Below are 16864 nucleotides of genomic sequence, written 5' to 3' on the forward strand. Positions count from 1 at the left end.
GTGACGGCGACGCAGTCAACTTGAAGACACAAAAAAGGGGTGCCAAACGGCACCCCTTTTTGATCCGCTTGCCAGCTTACCAGCCCGTCACTTCTTTCAGTGCGTCGCCGATTTCTGCCAAAGAACGAACGGTTTTAACACCGGCGTCTTCCAGAGCAGCAAACTTCTCGTCAGCCGTGCCTTTACCACCAGAAATGATGGCGCCAGCGTGGCCCATACGCTTGCCAGGAGGTGCAGTAACACCGGCAATGTAAGAAACCACTGGCTTGGAAACGTGATCCTTGATGTAGGCGGCTGCTTCTTCTTCAGCCGTACCACCGATTTCGCCGATCATGACGATCGCTTCGGTTTTCGGATCCTTCTCAAACATTTCCAAAATGTCGATGAAGTTGGAACCCGGAATCGGGTCGCCACCGATACCGACACAGGTAGACTGACCGAAACCGTGGTCAGTGGTCTGCTTAACGGCTTCGTAAGTCAGCGTACCAGAGCGGGAAACGATACCCACACGGCCCGGCTGGTGGATGTGACCCGGCATGATACCGATTTTGCACTCACCCGGCGTGATAACACCCGGGCAGTTCGGGCCAATCAGACGCACGCCCAACTCGTCGCATTTTACTTTTGCGTCGAGCATATCAAGCGTAGCGATACCTTCGGTGATGCAAACGATCAGCTTGATGCCAGCGTTAGCAGCTTCAAGGATTGAGTCTTTGCAGAACGGAGCCGGTACGTAGATAACGCTGGCTTCCGCGCCTGTTTTCTCGACCGCTTCTTTAACGGTGTTGAAAACTGGCAGGCCCAAATGCTCCTGGCCGCCTTTGCCCGGCGTAACACCACCGACCATTTGCGTGCCATAGGCAATCGCCTGCTCGGAGTGGAACGTGCCCTGGCCACCGGTGAAACCCTGGCAGATGACCTTGGTGTTCTTATCGATCAGGATACTCATTACTTGCCCTCCGCCGCTTTAACAACCTGCTGAGCCGCATCGGTCAGACTGGTAGCAGCGATGATGTTCAGACCGCTGGACGCCAGTTTCTCAGCACCCAACTCGGCATTGTTACCTTCCAGGCGAACCACGACCGGCACGTTGACACCCACTTGCTCAACGGCACCGATAATGCCTTCAGCAATCATGTCGCAACGTACGATACCGCCGAAGATGTTAACCAGAACGGCTTTCACGTTGTCGTCAGACAGGATGATCTTGAACGCTTCTGCTACGCGCTCTTTGGTCGCGCCGCCGCCAACGTCCAGGAAGTTAGCCGGCTTGCCGCCACTCAGGTTAACGATGTCCATGGTGCCCATGGCCAGGCCTGCGCCGTTTACCATGCAACCAATGTTACCGTCGAGTGCGACGTAGTTCAGTTCCCACTTCGCTGCATCGGCTTCACGCTGATCTTCCTGGGAAGGATCGCGCATGGCCTGCAGGTCCGGGTGACGGTACAACGCATTGCTGTCGAGGCCCAGTTTGGCGTCGAGGCAGTGCAGGTTGCCTTCGTCAGTGATAACCAACGGGTTGATCTCTAAAAGTGCCAGATCCTTGTCGTGGAACAACTTGGATAGGCCCAGGAAGATCTTGGTGAACTGCTTGACCTGGTCGCCTTTCAGGCCCAGAGCAAAGGCCAACTCACGCGCCTGGTACGGCTGTGCGCCAACCAGCGGATCAATTTCGGCTTTAAGAATCTTTTCCGGCGTCTCTTCAGCAACCGTTTCGATTTCAACACCACCTTCGGTCGAGGCCATGAAGACCACGCGACGGGTAGTACGATCGACAACGGCACCGAGGTAAAGCTCATCGGCGATATCAGTGCAGGTCTCTACCAGAATCTTGGCAACCGGCTGACCTTGTTCGTCAGTCTGAAAGGTTACCAGGTTTTTGCCCAGCCACTGCTCGGCAAATGCCTTCGCTTCAGCCGGATCTTTGATCAGCTTAACGCCACCCGCCTTACCACGGCCACCTGCGTGCACCTGGGCTTTAACTACCCACATGTCGCCGCCGATCTTTTTGCAGGCTTCTACTGCTTCTTCGGGAGTGTCCACGGCAAAGCCTTTAGACACTGGTAGACCATAATCAGCAAACAGCTGTTTGCCTTGATACTCGTGAAGGTTCATCGATTCATGCCATTGGTTGCATGTGACTCGAACGACAACCCGTTTTAAAAACGGGCTGTCCCCGTACTTTCGCGCGCTATTTTACAACATGCCCGAAAGTGATGCGCCACCTAATGGTGGCGCCTGGTAGTTACCGCTGAACTTATTTGCGCTTTTTACGATTAGCCATGTGGATTGCATGGCCTTCCACCGCGAGAGCCGCTTCATGAATAGCTTCAGAAGTGCTCGGGTGGGCATAGCAGGTCAACGCTAGATCTTCAGCGCTGGAACCAAATTCCATCGCGATAACGCCTTGGGCAATCAGCTCACCCGCGTGCTGACTGACGATGTGCATACCCAGAATGCGGTCTGTTTCGGCATCGGCAATAATCTTGGCCATACCTTCAGGCGCATTGTTGGCAAGCGCACGACCGTTGGCAGAGAACGGGAAAGAGCCGGTTTTGACTTCAATGCCTTTCGCTTTGGCATCTTGCTCGGTTATACCTACCCACGCGACTTCAGGCGAGGTGTAGATAACGCTGGGGATGGCGTCGTAATTCATTTCAGCTTTATGGCCAGCGATAATGTCAGCGACCATAACGCCTTCTTCAGACGCTTTATGAGCAAGCATTGGACCACGTACACAGTCACCGATTGCATAAACGCTCGGGACATTAGTACGGCACTGGTCATCAACGAAGATAAAGCCACGCTCGTCAAGCTCAACGCCTACGCCATCGGCAATCACGCCTTGCGTATAAGGACGACGACCCACACAAACAATCAGTTTGTCGAAGGTCATTTCCTGCTCGCCGTCACCGTCGGTGTACTTAACGACGACTTCGTTGTCCTTGACTTCAGAGCCGGTCACGCGTGCGCCCAGTTTGATGTCCAGACCCTGTTTCTTGAGCAGCTTCTGGGTCTCTTTGGCAATCGCGCCGTCAACCATCGGCAAAAAGCTGTCCATGGCTTCAAGAACGGTCACGTCAGAACCTAAACGCTTCCAGACGCTGCCCAGCTCCAAGCCGATAACACCAGCACCGATCACACCCAAACGCTTGGGTACTTCGGTAAACTCAAGTGCGCCTGTAGACGTCACAATCAGGTCGTCGGTCAGCGGCGTCGGCGGAATTTCAACCGGCACGGAGCCTGCGGCGATAACGATGTTGTCAGCCGTGTAGGTCGTGGCGTTGCCATCGTGGTCGGTTACTTCAACTTCGGTAGACGAAGTAACTTTACCTTTACCTTCCAGCGAAGTAACACCGTTGGCCTTGAACAGTGCGCTGATGCCGCCCACGTTTTTGTTAATGACCGAGTTTTTGAACTCGAGCATTTTGGCGATGTTAGCCTTCGGCGCGTCAATCTCGATGCCAACTTCAGCAAAGTGATCACGTGCTTCAACAAACTTATGTGAGGTTTCCAGCAGCGCTTTGGAAGGAATACAACCGACGTTCAGGCAGGTGCCGCCGTGAACAGTCTTGCCTTCCTTGTTAACCCATTTTTCAACACAGGCTGTTTTCAGGCCCATTTGCGCTGCGCGGATAGCAGCTACGTAACCGCCAGGGCCGGCGCCGATAACGATCACATCAAACTTGTCAGCCATGTTGGCTCCTTTAGCTCGGTGCTCTTCTCTCGTCTTTACATTGCCGAGAGAAGAGCGGTGTGCGACTGCATAAGAAGGGTGGCGCGTATCGAAATATCAATACGCAAGGATACGTGGTCTACGTACCTTAGACGTCCAGCAGCAAACGTGCCGGGTCTTCCAGCAATTCTTTAAGCGTAACCAAGAAACGTACGGCGTCTTTGCCATCAATCATACGGTGATCATATGACAGTGCCAGGTACATCATGGGGCGGATTTCAACCTTGCCATTAATAGCCATCGGACGATCCTGGATTTTGTGCATCCCCAGAATAGCCGTTTGCGGCGGGTTGATAATCGGCGTCGACATCAGAGAACCGAACGTACCACCATTGGTGATGGTGAAGGTGCCGCCGATCATGTCGTCCATGCCCAGCTTGCCGTCACGACCACGCTTACCGAAATCAACAATCGTTCTTTCGACATCAGCAATTTTCATGCTGTCGGTGTCGCGCAGTACAGGGACCACCAGACCACGGTCGGTGGATACCGCAACACCGATATCCTGGTAACCGTGATACACGATGTCGGTACCGTCGATAGAGGCATTAACATCCGGGAAGCGTTTGAGAGCTTCAGTTGCCGCTTTTACAAAGAAGCCCATAAAGCCCAGCTTGATATCGTGAGCTTTTAGGAAGGTGTCTTTGTACTGCGCACGCAGGGCCATGATCTCAGTCATGTCCACTTCGTTATACGTGGTCAGCATGGCAGCGGTTTGCTGAGCTTGTACCAGACGCTTGGCAATCGTTTGACGCAGGCGGGTCATCGGCACGCGTTTTTCAACACGCTCGCCTTCAACAGCCGCTGGGATCGCTGCGGCGTTGCTCGGCGCAGAAGACTTGGCAGCACCTTTCTTGGCGGAGCCATCTTTAACGGCTTTTTGCACGTCTTCTTTCAGGACGCGACCGCCTTTGCCCGTACCTTCAATTTTGGCAACGTCAAGGTCGTGCTCGGCAACCAGCTTGCGCGCCGCCGGTGCGACGATCTTGTCGCCCATTTTCTCATCGCTGGCGCCATCGTCAGCAGAGGCGGCTGGCTCTTTATCAGCCGCTGTTGCTACGTTGCTACCGCCACCTTCGGTGAAGACCGCGAGAATTGCTTCGGACTCTACCTGGCTGCCCTCTTCGGCTTTGATTTCTGCCAGCGCACCGTCAGCAGGCGCAACCACTTCCAGTACGACTTTATCGGTTTCGATATCAGCCAGCACTTCATCGCGCTTAACCGCTTCACCGACCTTTTTGTGCCAAGTCGCCACGGTGCCTTCCTGGATAGACTCAGGGAAGCTCGGCGCTTTTACATCATGCTGCTTGCCGCCGCTGGCTTTCTTCTCTTCTGTTTTCTCTTCTTTCTTTTCGTCTTGCTGATCAGCTTTCTCGGCTTTCGGCTCATCAGAAGATGGCTCTTCTTTTTTACCGCTGTCGCCTGAAGCGCTGCCTTCACCGATTTTGCCAAGCACCTGCTCAGACGCGACGCTTTCGCCCTCTTCGGCCATTACGTCAGTCAGGGTGCCCGCTTCAGGTGCCACCACTTCCAGCACCACTTTGTCGGTTTCGATTTCAACAATCAGTTCGTCACGCTCGACGCTGTCACCCGGCTTTTTGTGCCACGTAGCCACAGTACCTTCGGCAACGGATTCCGGAAAGGTTGGCGCTTTGATCTCGGTAGCCATGTCGTTTCCCTTATGGTGTTCTCTAAATCCGGTGGGCGCTTTACAGATTGAAAGCGTCTTCCACCAGCTGGCGCTGCTGTTCAGTATGGACGGACATATAGCCCGCTGCCGGCGCGGCAGAGGCAGGACGTCCTGCAAATTTCAACTCGCGTCCGAGGCCATCTTTAAGCATATCGGCCACTGTACGCATGTGGTGCTGACTGGAGTACCAAGCGCCCTGGTTCAACGGCTCTTCCTGACACCAGACAATATCTTCCACATTGCCATACGCCTGGAGCGCTTCCAGAAGTTCTTCTTTCGGGAAGGGATACAGCTGCTCAAGACGAATGATCGCCGTATCGTTACGCTCATTTTCTGCACGCCAGGCGGCCAGATCATAGTAGACCTTGCCTGAGCACAGAATCGCGCGCGTTACGTTTTCAGCGGCCAGATCCGCTTGATCCGGCAACACCATTTGGAATTTACCGTGAGCAAGATCTTCAAGGCTCGATACCGCTTCCTTGTGACGCAGCAACGACTTGGGCGACATAACAATCAACGGCTTGCGCAGCGGACGAATCACCTGACGACGCAGCAAGTGATAAATCTGCGCAGGTGTCGTCGGCACACAGACCTGCATGTTGTGCTCAGCACACATTTGCAGGAAACGTTCCAGTCGCGCAGACGAGTGCTCTGGACCCTGGCCTTCATAGCCATGGGGTAGCAGCATCGTTAGGCCACATAAACGGCCCCACTTGCTCTCACCAGAAGAGATGAACTGATCAACGACCACCTGTGCACCGTTGAAGAAGTCACCAAACTGGGCTTCCCAAATAACCAGGTCATTCGGCGCAGTGGTGGAATAACCGTACTCAAACGCCAACACAGCTTCTTCTGACAGGAAGGAGTCGTGAATGGTGAAAACCGGCTGACCATCGGCCATGTTTTGCAGCGGCACGTAGGTAGAGCCATTTTTCTGGTTATGAACCACAGCGTGACGGTGCGAGAACGTACCGCGACCCACATCCTGACCAGTAATCCGGATCGGGTGCCCTTGGTCAAGTAACGTGGCGTAGGCCAGCGTTTCAGCAAAGCCCCAGTTCATGGCCATGCCACCGGCCTGCATCTTGCGGCGGTCTTCGTAAATCTTGGCTACCTGGCGCTGCACTTCGACCCCGTCCGGAATCTCGCACATTTTCGCAGCCAGTTGCTGAAGACGCTTCATGTCAAAAGACGTATCCGCATCGCCCGTCCACTCATGCCCCAGGTACGGCGCCCAGTCCACAAACAGGGATTGATTGGGCTCCTGAACCAGTGCATTGGCAACGTGGTTACCCGCGACCAGATCATCGCGATACGTTTCCATCATCGCTTTGGCGTCATCTTCAGATAGAACGCCCTGGTCAACCAAACGCTTAGCGTAAACCGTACGCGTCGACGCATGATCCTTGATTTTGGCGTACATCAAAGGCTGCGTACCGGACGGCTCATCGGCTTCGTTATGCCCACGGCGACGGTAGCAGACCAGATCAATAACGACGTCTTTTTTGAACTGTTGACGGTAATCTAGCGCCACTTGGGTCGCATGGATAACGGCGTCAGGATCATCACCATTCACATGGAAGATGGGCGCCTGGACCATCTTGGCAATGTCGGTACAGTACTCGGTCGAACGAGCATCCATGGGGTTGGACGTCGTAAAGCCCACCTGGTTATTGATGACGATGTGAATCGTGCCGCCGGTCTTATAGGCCCGGGTCTGAGACATCTGGAATGTCTCCATGACGACGCCTTGACCCGCGAAGGCAGCATCACCATGAATATTGATGGGTAACACCTTGTCGCCGGCAGGATCCTTGCGGCGGTCTTGGCGCGCGCGTACGGAACCTTCAACAACCGGTGCGACAATTTCCAGGTGCGAGGGGTTGAACGACATGGCCAAGTGGACTTCGCCGCCCGGTGACATGACGTTGGAGCTAAAGCCCTGGTGATACTTCACATCGCCAGAACCACGCTCAATCACCTTCTTACCATCAAACTCATCAATCAAGTCAGCCGGGTTTTTGCCCAGAATATTGACCAACAGGTTGAGGCGACCACGGTGCGCCATACCGATAACGACTTCCTTCGTACCATAACCGCCAGCACGCTGGATAAGCTCGTCCATCATAGGTACAAAGACTTCACCACCTTCAAGACCAAAGCGTTTGGTACCCGGATATTTGGATGCCAGGTAAGTTTCCAAACCTTCAGCAGCCGTCAGACGCTCGAGCACATGCTTGCGAACATCGTCACTAAACTTGGGAGCACTGCGCACTGATTCGAAGCGCCGTTGTAGCCAGCGTTTCTCTTCTGTGTCCACGATATGCATGAACTCACAGCCGATGGAGCGACAGTACGTCTTCTCCAACGCGTCCACGATCTCACGCAGTGGTGCCTTATCAATACCCAGGAAGAACGAACCGGTCTGGAACTCGGTATCAAGATCAGCCTTGGTCAACTGATGGAATGATAAATCGAGGTCAGGGACGGGGGTAGGATTACGCAGTCCAAGCGGATCGATATCAGCCTTTTGATGACCACGGAAGCGATACGCATTGATCAACTGCAGGACTTTCACCTGCTTTTTGTTCTCACCGCTATCGGCAGCGGCAACTACCCGGCCCGGGCGGCTTTCACGACCTAGCTGGTAGAATTGATCACGAGTCGGGCTTAGTGGAACATCGTGGGAGGCACTGCCCTCGGAACTCGGTAGCTGGTCAAAATAGCTACGCCATTCGTCAGAAACAGCATCTGGATCGGCGAGGTACTGCTCGTAAAGCGCTTCCACGTAGTGGACATTGCCACCACTAACGTGAGAGGAACGCCACATTAACTCCATTATGCCTTGTTGCATCTCTCGGTCACCCTACACTGATGGGGTGGTATCGGCATCGCTGCAAAAAACAACGACATCGCTATTGCCCTGCCGGCGGGGCGGAACATGTACCGGCGGCACCGACCAACGGCCGGAAGCCCTACATAATTGCTATTTCTTAACTGCTATTCTTGCTCAGTTCATGCTCAAAAGCCGGTACTCGCAGCACCGGCTTTTAAACTTGACTGCTCATAAAGTGCGGCGACGCGCCGCACCTTATGACAAACCCTATGATAACAAGCGAAGCGCCACGATTTAAGTAGTAAAACGAGACTTGTTGCGTGGCAATCGCTTTTTATTGACTCACAAGGCGTTTATGTTGCATCTGCGAGCAGCATTTCGCGAATTTTACCAATCGCGCGCGTCGGATTTAAGCCTTTCGGGCAAACCGCTACGCAGTTCATGATGCCACGGCAGCGGAACACCGAGAACGGATCTTCCAGGCTGGTCAAACGCTCGCGGGTTGCGGTATCGCGCGAATCCGCCAGGAAGCGGTAAGACTGCAGCAAGCCAGCAGGTCCTACGAACTTGTCCGGGTTCCACCAGAACGACGGGCAAGACGTAGAGCAGCAAGCACACAAGATGCACTCGTACAGGCCATCCAACTTTTCACGGTCTTCGGGCGACTGCAGGCGCTCAATGGCGGGCGCTGGCGTTTCATTTTGCAGGTACGGCTGAATACGCTCGTACTGCTTATAGAAAATCCCCATATCCACAACCATATCGCGGATAACCGGCAGGCCGGGCAGCGGGCGCAGGATCAGCTTGTTGTTTTTCACAACATCTGACAGCGGTGTAATACACGCTAGGCCGTTTTTGCCGTTCATGTTCATACCATCAGAGCCGCAAACGCCTTCGCGGCAGCTACGACGGAATGCCAGACCGCTGTCCTGTTCTTTCATCATATGAAGAACATCCAGCACCATGACATCGCGCCCTTTGGTATCAACTTGGAACTCCTGCATATAGGGCGCGGAGTCGGTTTCCGGATTGTAACGGTATACGGATACCTGAAGATTGGACATTATAACTCCCTCTCGTCAATGCGGAGTTTAGTAGGTACGAACCTTGGGTTCGAACGTATCAACAGTTTTCGGCTTGAAGTTGACGTCGCGCTGCTTCAGCTCTTTGGTGAGCGGGAAGTAGAGCGAGTGTTTCAGCCAGTTGACGTCATCACGGTCTGGGTAATCGTAACGTGAATGGGCACCGCGGCTCTCTTTACGCTCAAGGGCGGCAATTGCCGTCGCTTCGGCCACTTCCATCAGGTTATCAAGTTCCAGCGCTTCTACACGGGCCGTGTTGAAAGCATTGGACTTATCAGGCAGGTGAGCATTGGCAATACGGCTGCGCAGGTTGGCAAGCTTCTCAACGCCTTCCAGCATGTTTTTCTCTTCACGGAATACACCGAAAGAGTTCTGCATGATGTCCTGAAGCTCTGCTTTCAGCGCAGGAATGCTCTCACCGCCTTCCGACTCGTTCCAACGAGTAATACGCTTCATCGCTGATTCAATATCAGACTCGGAGGCATCCAGGTACTCAATACCTTCGTTCAGCGCGCCTTCAATAAACATACCGGCGGCACGGCCAAACACCACCAGATCCAGCAAAGAGTTTCCGCCCAGACGGTTAGCACCGTGAACAGATACGCACGCTGCTTCACCACAGGCGAACAGACCGTTGATGATCTGGTCGTTGCCGCTTTCGTCCTGCAGAATCGCCTGACCATGAATGTTGGTCGGAATACCGCCCATCATATAGTGGCAGGTCGGCACGACCGGGATCGGGTCTTTCGCTGGATCGACATGAGCAAAAGTCTTTGAAAGCTCAACGATACCTGGCAGACGCTTGCTCAGCACCTCTTCACCCAAGTGATCAAGCTTCAGGAAGACGTGGTCGCCCTTCTCGCCACAACCGCGGCCTTCCAGAATCTCCATGACCATGGAGCGCGCAACAACGTCACGACCCGCCAGGTCTTTCGCGTTGGGCGCGTAACGCTCCATAAAGCGCTCGCCGTCTTTATTGATCAGGTAGCCACCTTCCCCGCGGCACCCTTCGGTTACCAGCGTGCCCGCACCGTAAATACCGGTCGGGTGGAACTGCCACATTTCCATATCCTGCATCGGGAAGCCCGCACGCAACGCCATACCGATACCGTCACCCGTATTGATCAGGGCATTGGTGGTAGATGCGTAAATTCGGCCAGCACCGCCAGTCGCCAATACAGTGGCTTTGGATTTAACGTGAACAACTTCGCCAGTTTCAATACACATGGCGATACAACCCACCACGTCACCGTTGCCATTCTTCACCAGATCAACCGCGTACCACTCATTCAAGAACGTTGTATTGTTCTTAAGGTTGTTCTGGTAAAGCGTGTGCAGCAGTGCGTGACCGGTACGGTCTGCCGCCGCGCAAGTACGCGCCGCCTGGCCGCCTTCACCGAAATTCTTGGACTGGCCACCGAACGGACGCTGATAGATGCGGCCGTTATCAAAGCGCGAAAACGGCAGGCCCATGTGCTCAAGTTCAAATACAGCTTTCGGGCCTTCAGAGCACATATACTCCGACGCGTCCTGGTCAGCGATATAGTCGCCGCCTTTAACAGTGTCGTACATGTGCCAGCGCCAATCGTCATTGGGATCAGAAGACGCGATAGCGCAGGTAATACCGCCCTGGGCAGAGACAGTGTGAGAGCGTGTCGGGAAGACTTTGGAAAGGACGGCTGTTTGTTTACCGGACTTCGCCAGTTCTAAAGCAGCGCGCAGGCCAGCGCCACCGCCACCGATAATAATGGCGTCAAACGTCAGGCTACGAAGGTTAGACATTTATCAAGCTCCCCACAGAATTTGAATGCCCCAAACCAGGTACACGAAGATAGCCAGAATAATCAGCGTCTGGGCACCTACGCGCAGGCCAGTGGACTTAAGGTAATCAGTGGTTACGGTCCACAAGCCAATCCAGGCATGTGCTGCAATGGATATAAAAGCCAGCAATGAGAAGATCCGCATCCACGTTTGGTTAAACAGGCCGCTCCAGGTGTAGTAGTCAAGGTCTGGATTAAACAACAGATAGGCCACCATAAAGACCGTGTAAACGGCCAGCACCACCGCAGACACACGCTGCATCAGCCAATCAGACAGTCCGCTTCGGCCAAAACTTGTGACGTTGGTTACCATACCCAAACTCCTGCCAGAATAATTAGAACGGCACTCACCACAACGGTGATCTGTGCTTTTTGCACACCACCTTCTAGTGTCACACCAATATCGGCATCCATTAACAGGTGTTTAATCCCTGCTACAAAATGGAACGCCAGCGCAGAAAGCAGTCCCCAAGCAATGAACTTGGCCAATAAATTATTGGCAAGTGCGCTGCTAACGGCATCAAAGCCTGCTGGAGATGAAAGTGACTTACCCAACGCCCAAAAAGCGAACACCAGGCCGACGAACAGAATAACCCCCGTAATACGGTGGGCAATCGACGTCAGTGCCGGAAGTGGGAAGTGTATCGTTGTTAGATCTAAATTTACGGGTCGTTTGCTATTCACGGCTTATACACACTCTCTTGGCCCGCTCTGCGACAGGTCGGGCATAGCCCGAGCGGGCAGTGGTTGCTGGAAGGGGCTCGGCCGTTTGCCAAGTCGGGCACGACCACCTACCTGCCGGTCGCGCGCCGTGGATTATAAGAACCTTCGCCCCTGCTGACAAACCGAACTCGGACCTAACTCAATTATGTTGCAAAAAAAAGCAGCCCGCCCGAGTCGATTTTGCAATGCAGCATCGATATAGTGACAGAGTCACGATAATTTGATAAGCCTGTTAAGGATTCGTCAAATCTCTGACACCTGGTTACTATAGCTATCATTTGCCATATACAAAAATTGTCTAAGATAATAATTTTGCATAACCATACACGCACCACCCATGCCTAGCGCTTTGCATAATTGACAAAATGTCGCGCGCTCTTATAGTGGGCAAACCTTTTCGCCGGCGCGGCATGCGAAACAATGACTTTACGTCCCAACCCGAATCCGAAAGGAGGCCAACATGGCTGACAGGAAAGCAACATTGACGGTAGACGGTCTTGATAAAACGATCGAACTACCCATGTACTCCGGCACCCTTGGCCCAGACGTTATTGATGTCCGTGGCTTAGGTGCGGAAGGCCTGTTCACCTACGACCCTGGCTTTATGGCCACCTCTTCTTGCCAATCTGCCATCACCTATATTGACGGCGGCAAAGGCGTACTGCTGCATCGCGGCTACCCTATTGACCAACTGGCTAAAGAGTCCAACTTTGTTGAACTGAGCTATACCCTGCTTTTTGGTGAACTGCCCAACGACGAGCAGTACACGGACTTCGCTGCACGCATTCGTAATCACACGATGGTGCACGACCAAATCAACAACTTCTTTAAAGGGTTTCGCCGCGACGCGCATCCCATGTCAATTATGTGCGGCGTCGTAGGCGGCCTTGCGGCGTTCTACCATGACCACATGGATATCACTAAAGAAGAAGACCGCACTATTAGTGCTATTCGCCTGATCGCCAAAATGCCTACTCTGGCGGCCATGTCGCACAAGTATAATGTTGGTCAGCCGTTTAATTACCCGCGCAACGACCTGAGTTATGCAGAGAATTTCCTCTACATGATGTTCAGCAACCCGTGCGAAGAGTACAAGATCAACCCGGTTTACGCGAAAGCGATGGATCGCATTTTCATGCTACATGCCGACCATGAGCAGAATGCTTCCACCTCTACCGTACGCTTGGCAGGCTCGACCGGCGCCAACCCCTTTGCCTGCATTAGCGCTGGCATTGCGGCACTATGGGGCCCGGCACACGGCGGTGCGAACGAAGCCGTACTGGCGATGCTTGATGAGATTGGCGACGACTCTGAAGAGAACATCCAACGCTTCATTGATAAGGCAAAAGACAAGGAAGACCCGTTCAAGCTAATGGGCTTTGGTCACCGCGTGTATCGCAACTTTGATCCCCGCGCCAAGGTAATGAAAGAGACCTGCGACGAAGTACTCGCCGAGCTGGGCATGGCGAACGACCCGCAGCTTAAAATTGCCAAACGCCTAGAGCAAATTGCGCTTGAAGACGAATACTTCATCGAGCGCAAGCTTTACCCGAACGTCGACTTCTACTCTGGCATTATTTTGAAAGCGATGGGCATCCCCACCAATATGTTCACGGTAATCTTTGCCGTATCACGCACGATTGGCTGGATCTCCCATTGGAACGAAATGTTGAGCGAAAGCTATAAAATTGGTCGTCCGCGCCAGCTTTACACTGGCCATGACCAACGCGATTACCCGTCGAAATAATTTTCGATGGTTTAATCTTCAAGAAGGCCACCCACGGGTGGCCTTCCCTGTTTAAGCGTCTTTGCTTGTATATGACCGCTCTCCAAGCCTAATAACTCCCGCAAGCCACTCCCTCTAAACACGTTCGAATACGTGCGCTAGACGCGCATTCTGACCTCATTAGCACGACATCCAACAACGCCTCTCCAAACGCGCATGCTTCACCTCATCAATAGACGAAAACGCCAGTCAAAAAGCGAGCAAAAGGCCGTAATAGCGCTTGACTTTTTTAAGAGCCAGGTTGGAAAAATGTTTTCCACACTATCTGTGGATAACCTTGTTCATAACCTCTCACAAATGCCCCTGAATCGCCATGAACAGTGACCTCCCCTTAAATTGGTCATTTTTTGACCTCATGTAAGCCACTGTTTTTAAACAAGATAAGTTAATTCGAATATTTTTCGCGGGTGCAGCACAGGGTTGTGCACAACCTTTAGCAAGGACCACCAAAAGTGGACAAGTCAAGCGAAAATACCACAAATAAAGTGAGGATTTAGCGGCTCAGCTAGATAACAGGCAGGAAAAAACGCAGCAAATGAAAGAGTTCATTACTACATCAATATGGGGATAGAAGAGTATAAAAGAGATGGCGTCCCATAGGGGGTTCGAACCCCTGTTACCGCCGTGAAAGGGCGGTGTCCTGGACCACTAGACGAATGGGACGTTACGACAAACAAACTAAATGGTGGAGCCTAGCGGGATCGAACCGCTGACCTCAACACTGCCAGTGTTGCGCTCTCCCAGCTGAGCTAAGGCCCCACATGTCCTGAAGACGGAGCGTATAATACTGATTACGCTCGTCTTCGTCAAGCGCATTAATACCCCAGAAAAACGCCAGACGCCTAACGTCAATGGAGAATGGCGTTTCCTGCAGCCATTAGCTGAACGACTTACAGATCGCGGTACTCTTTTTCAAAACGTTTCGCTTGTTTCTTGGAAACGCCACCCAGCACATCAATAGCGTTGCGCAGACGCGCACGAGTGATATCGGAACCCAGAATCGCCATGGCATCCATAACAGACGTGCTTGAGCTACTACCTGTAATCGCAATAAAAATCGGCGCCAGGAATGCTTTCATTTTAAGCTCGAAGTACGCTGACAAGCTCTTTACTTCGGCCAGCAGCGCTTCTTTATCCCAGGCAGGTAGCACCTCGAAGCGCCAGACCAGGAACTGCAGCAATTTCACTAACTCGTCTTTCTCCAGCTTAATACTGGCGAAGTCATCTTCTGTAAGCGTAGGTAAGCCTGAGAAGAAGTGCCCGGCTAGCGGCATGATTTGTGAAAGTGTTTCTACGCGTGGACGTACCTGGGGCAAAATTTGCCTTACATAGGCATCATTAAACGCCCATTCGCGCAGCGCAGTAAGCAGCGCATCATCATCCAGGTCCTCGCGGATATAAACGCCGTTGAGCCAGGTAAGCTTCTCAAGATCAAACACCGGGCCGCCCAGCGATACACGCTGAATATCAAACTCGGCCATCATATCGGGTAAGCTAAATTTCTCGCGCTCATCCGGCATGGACCAGCCCATACGGCCAAGGTAATTGGTAACCGCTTGAGGTAAAAAGCCCATCCGACGATAGAAATTAATCGACGTGGGATTTTTACGTTTGGACAGCTTGGATTTGTCGGGATTACGCAAAAGCGGCATATGGCATAGCTCAGGCATTTCCCAACCAAAGTATTCATATAACAGCTGGTGTTTGGGTGCAGAGTTAATCCATTCTTCGCCACGCAGCACATGCGTGATTTCCATTAAATGGTCATCTACCACATTCGCCAAATGGTAAGTAGGCATGCCGTCCGACTTGAGCAGTATCTGCGCGTCAACTTGTGCCCACTCCACTTCAATCGTACCGCGCAGCATATCGTTTACTACACAGACACCTTCGCTGGGCACGTTCATACGCACGACATAAGGCCAGCCTTCCTGCTGCCGGCGTGCAGCTTCTGCGTCATCCAAAGCCAGGTCACCCGGCTTGAGCGCCAGATGCAAGCCTGCTGCCTTACGCGACTCACGCAGCTCATCCAGCTCTTCTGCAGTGCGGTAGCATTTAAACGCATGGCCAGCGTCCAGCAACTGTTGAGCATGCTGCGCATAAATATCGCCACGTTCGCTTTGGCGGTACGGACCGTGTGGGCCGCCAACGTCAGGCCCCTCATCCCACTCCAACCCAAGCCAGCGCAAGGAGTCCAGAATCATCTGCTCTGACTCAGGCGTTGAGCGTACGCGGTCCGTATCTTCAATGCGCAAAATAAACTGCCCGCCATGCTGACGCGCAAAGCATAAATTGAACAGCGCAATATACGCCGTGCCAACGTGGGGATCCCCCGTCGGGGAAGGTGCAATGCGAGTACGAACGGTCATCAAGACATCCTTATAGCGAGAAAGCGTAGCGATATTATACCTACCCTACGCATAACCAACAGCGCTGTAGATGGAACGACTTTCATATTAAAGCGTCTTACAAAAAGTAATACGGTTATAAGATTACAAGATGCGCGACACTGAACAATCGCTTAGTATGGCGCGGCGTCGATGATCGGCGATCATGCTTATAAAAAGTGCTTAAACGCACTAAGCGTGCTCACATCGCTGCAACTGTGGTTGAAGTAAACTTAACGAGCTTACACAGCTCAATTATAGGAAATCGAAATGGAATCGCTAGGCTCACGTATTAAGCAATTGCGTCTTAGGGCCAAGCTCAACAAAGCTGCCCTAGCACGTAACGTTGGCGTGTCGGATGTTACTATTTCCTACTGGGAATCAGGTGCAATTAAACAAATTGGTCACGAGCGTTTGGTCGCTCTAGCCGAGGCGTTGGATTGTTCACTTGCTACCTTGCTGGAAGGCGACACCGCCCCTCAACTGTTGACGTTGAAACACACTGGCCCCCTCCCCTGGGAACAGGTGCAAGCAACGACAATTACCGTTCCACACCATTTAGCGTTAAATATCGACTGGAAAGCACCCTGTGTTATGGCAACGCCAGATTCAGGCACTGACTTTTCACCCGTCGCAGCCAATGATTTACTGCTGCTGGGCCCGACGCACGTATTTCATAAAGCCGGGCATTATCTTGTCAGTCGCGATGAGCGTTTTGTACTTGAGCACTTTGCAAAAGCGCCTTCTGACGTAGAAATACATGCGGTACTGCTAGCCCATTGGCGTTCTGTCTAAAGCATCTAC

12 protein-coding genes and 2 tRNA genes are annotated in these 16864 nt (G+C 52.8%); 2 read left to right on the forward strand and 12 right to left on the reverse strand.

All coding sequences use genetic code 11. The features are described from left to right. Positions 1-76 precede the first annotated feature (76 nt). The 9 genes from sucD to sdhC form a co-directional block, all read right to left on the reverse strand. Positions 77-949 (reverse strand): succinate--CoA ligase subunit alpha, encoded by an 873-nt coding sequence (sucD, locus tag INT20_RS07920; RefSeq protein ID WP_172117205.1) that lies wholly within the window; start codon positions 947-949, stop codon positions 77-79. Further along, the gene (sucC, locus tag INT20_RS07925) at positions 949-2115 is read right to left on the reverse strand and encodes an ADP-forming succinate--CoA ligase subunit beta (protein ID WP_193054822.1); all 1167 of its coding nucleotides are present in this window, start codon (positions 2113-2115) and stop codon (positions 949-951) included. Before sucC ends, sucD begins: the two co-directional genes overlap by 1 nt. Positions 2116-2257: 142 nt before the next feature. Next, positions 2258-3697: a dihydrolipoyl dehydrogenase gene (gene lpdA, locus INT20_RS07930; RefSeq protein WP_172117206.1), complete on the reverse strand. Its 1440-nt coding sequence runs from the start codon at positions 3695-3697 to the stop codon at positions 2258-2260. Positions 3698-3824: 127 nt separating this feature from the next. Further along, on the reverse strand, positions 3825-5405 hold the full coding sequence (odhB, locus tag INT20_RS07935) for a 2-oxoglutarate dehydrogenase complex dihydrolipoyllysine-residue succinyltransferase (protein WP_193056753.1): 1581 nt from the start codon (positions 5403-5405) through the stop codon (positions 3825-3827). A 40-nt stretch (positions 5406-5445) separates the two neighbouring features. Beyond that, positions 5446-8280, reverse strand: coding sequence for a 2-oxoglutarate dehydrogenase E1 component (locus tag INT20_RS07940; RefSeq protein ID WP_193056754.1), 2835 nt, complete (start codon positions 8278-8280; stop codon positions 5446-5448). A 335-nt stretch (positions 8281-8615) separates the two neighbouring features. After that, the gene (locus tag INT20_RS07945) at positions 8616-9326 is read right to left on the reverse strand and encodes a succinate dehydrogenase iron-sulfur subunit (protein ID WP_087106268.1); all 711 of its coding nucleotides are present in this window, start codon (positions 9324-9326) and stop codon (positions 8616-8618) included. A gap of 27 nt (positions 9327-9353) precedes the next feature. Beyond that, a complete protein-coding gene (sdhA, locus tag INT20_RS07950) occupies positions 9354-11126 on the reverse strand; it encodes a succinate dehydrogenase flavoprotein subunit (RefSeq protein ID WP_172117209.1) in 1773 nt (590 codons plus the stop codon). Between the two features lie 3 nt (positions 11127-11129). Further along, positions 11130-11477, reverse strand: a complete 348-nt coding sequence (gene sdhD, locus INT20_RS07955; protein ID WP_172117210.1) for a succinate dehydrogenase, hydrophobic membrane anchor protein — start codon at positions 11475-11477, stop codon at positions 11130-11132. Next, positions 11471-11848 (reverse strand): succinate dehydrogenase, cytochrome b556 subunit, encoded by a 378-nt coding sequence (gene sdhC, locus INT20_RS07960; RefSeq protein WP_087106275.1) that lies wholly within the window; start codon positions 11846-11848, stop codon positions 11471-11473. Before sdhC ends, sdhD begins: the two co-directional genes overlap by 7 nt. Before the next feature lie 499 nt (positions 11849-12347). Between sdhC and gltA the strand changes: the two genes are divergently transcribed. Further along, on the forward strand, positions 12348-13634 hold the full coding sequence (gltA, locus tag INT20_RS07965; protein ID WP_172117211.1) for a citrate synthase: 1287 nt from the start codon (positions 12348-12350) through the stop codon (positions 13632-13634). Between the two features lie 626 nt (positions 13635-14260). Here the strand turns inward: gltA and INT20_RS07970 are convergent. The 3 genes from INT20_RS07970 to gltX all read right to left on the reverse strand — a co-directional run bounded on the left by INT20_RS07970 (position 14261) and on the right by gltX (position 16042). Then, positions 14261-14336, reverse strand: a tRNA-Glu gene (locus INT20_RS07970). Between the two features lie 20 nt (positions 14337-14356). Beyond that, positions 14357-14432: transfer RNA gene (locus INT20_RS07975), tRNA-Ala, on the reverse strand. 131 nt (positions 14433-14563) lie between these two features. Next, positions 14564-16042: a glutamate--tRNA ligase gene (gene gltX / locus INT20_RS07980; protein ID WP_193054819.1), complete on the reverse strand. Its 1479-nt coding sequence runs from the start codon at positions 16040-16042 to the stop codon at positions 14564-14566. Positions 16043-16330: 288 nt separating this feature from the next. Here gltX and INT20_RS07985 point away from each other — a divergent pair, with 288 nt between their 5' ends. Then, positions 16331-16855: a helix-turn-helix domain-containing protein gene (locus INT20_RS07985; protein WP_087106281.1), complete on the forward strand. Its 525-nt coding sequence runs from the start codon at positions 16331-16333 to the stop codon at positions 16853-16855. Positions 16856-16864: the final 9 nt, after the last annotated feature.

Origin of the sequence: Halomonas citrativorans, from assembly GCF_014898005.1 — a bacterium.
Lineage (GTDB): Bacteria > Pseudomonadota > Gammaproteobacteria > Pseudomonadales > Halomonadaceae > Vreelandella > Vreelandella citrativorans.

Coding starts and splice junctions, on each gene's coding strand:
- sucD (WP_172117205.1), bottom strand. CDS start 949: ATGAGTATCCTGATCGATAAGAACACCAAGGTCATCTGCCAGGGTTTC.
- sucC (WP_193054822.1), bottom strand. CDS start 2,115: ATGAACCTTCACGAGTATCAAGGCAAACAGCTGTTTGCTGATTATGGT.
- lpdA (WP_172117206.1), bottom strand. CDS start 3,697: ATGGCTGACAAGTTTGATGTGATCGTTATCGGCGCCGGCCCTGGCGGT.
- odhB (WP_193056753.1), bottom strand. CDS start 5,405: ATGGCTACCGAGATCAAAGCGCCAACCTTTCCGGAATCCGTTGCCGAA.
- INT20_RS07940 (WP_193056754.1), bottom strand. CDS start 8,280: ATGCAACAAGGCATAATGGAGTTAATGTGGCGTTCCTCTCACGTTAGT.
- INT20_RS07945 (WP_087106268.1), bottom strand. CDS start 9,326: ATGTCCAATCTTCAGGTATCCGTATACCGTTACAATCCGGAAACCGAC.
- sdhA (WP_172117209.1), bottom strand. CDS start 11,126: ATGTCTAACCTTCGTAGCCTGACGTTTGACGCCATTATTATCGGTGGC.
- sdhD (WP_172117210.1), bottom strand. CDS start 11,477: ATGGTAACCAACGTCACAAGTTTTGGCCGAAGCGGACTGTCTGATTGG.
- gltA (WP_172117211.1), top strand. CDS start 12,348: ATGGCTGACAGGAAAGCAACATTGACGGTAGACGGTCTTGATAAAACG.
- gltX (WP_193054819.1), bottom strand. CDS start 16,042: ATGACCGTTCGTACTCGCATTGCACCTTCCCCGACGGGGGATCCCCAC.
- INT20_RS07985 (WP_087106281.1), top strand. CDS start 16,331: ATGGAATCGCTAGGCTCACGTATTAAGCAATTGCGTCTTAGGGCCAAG.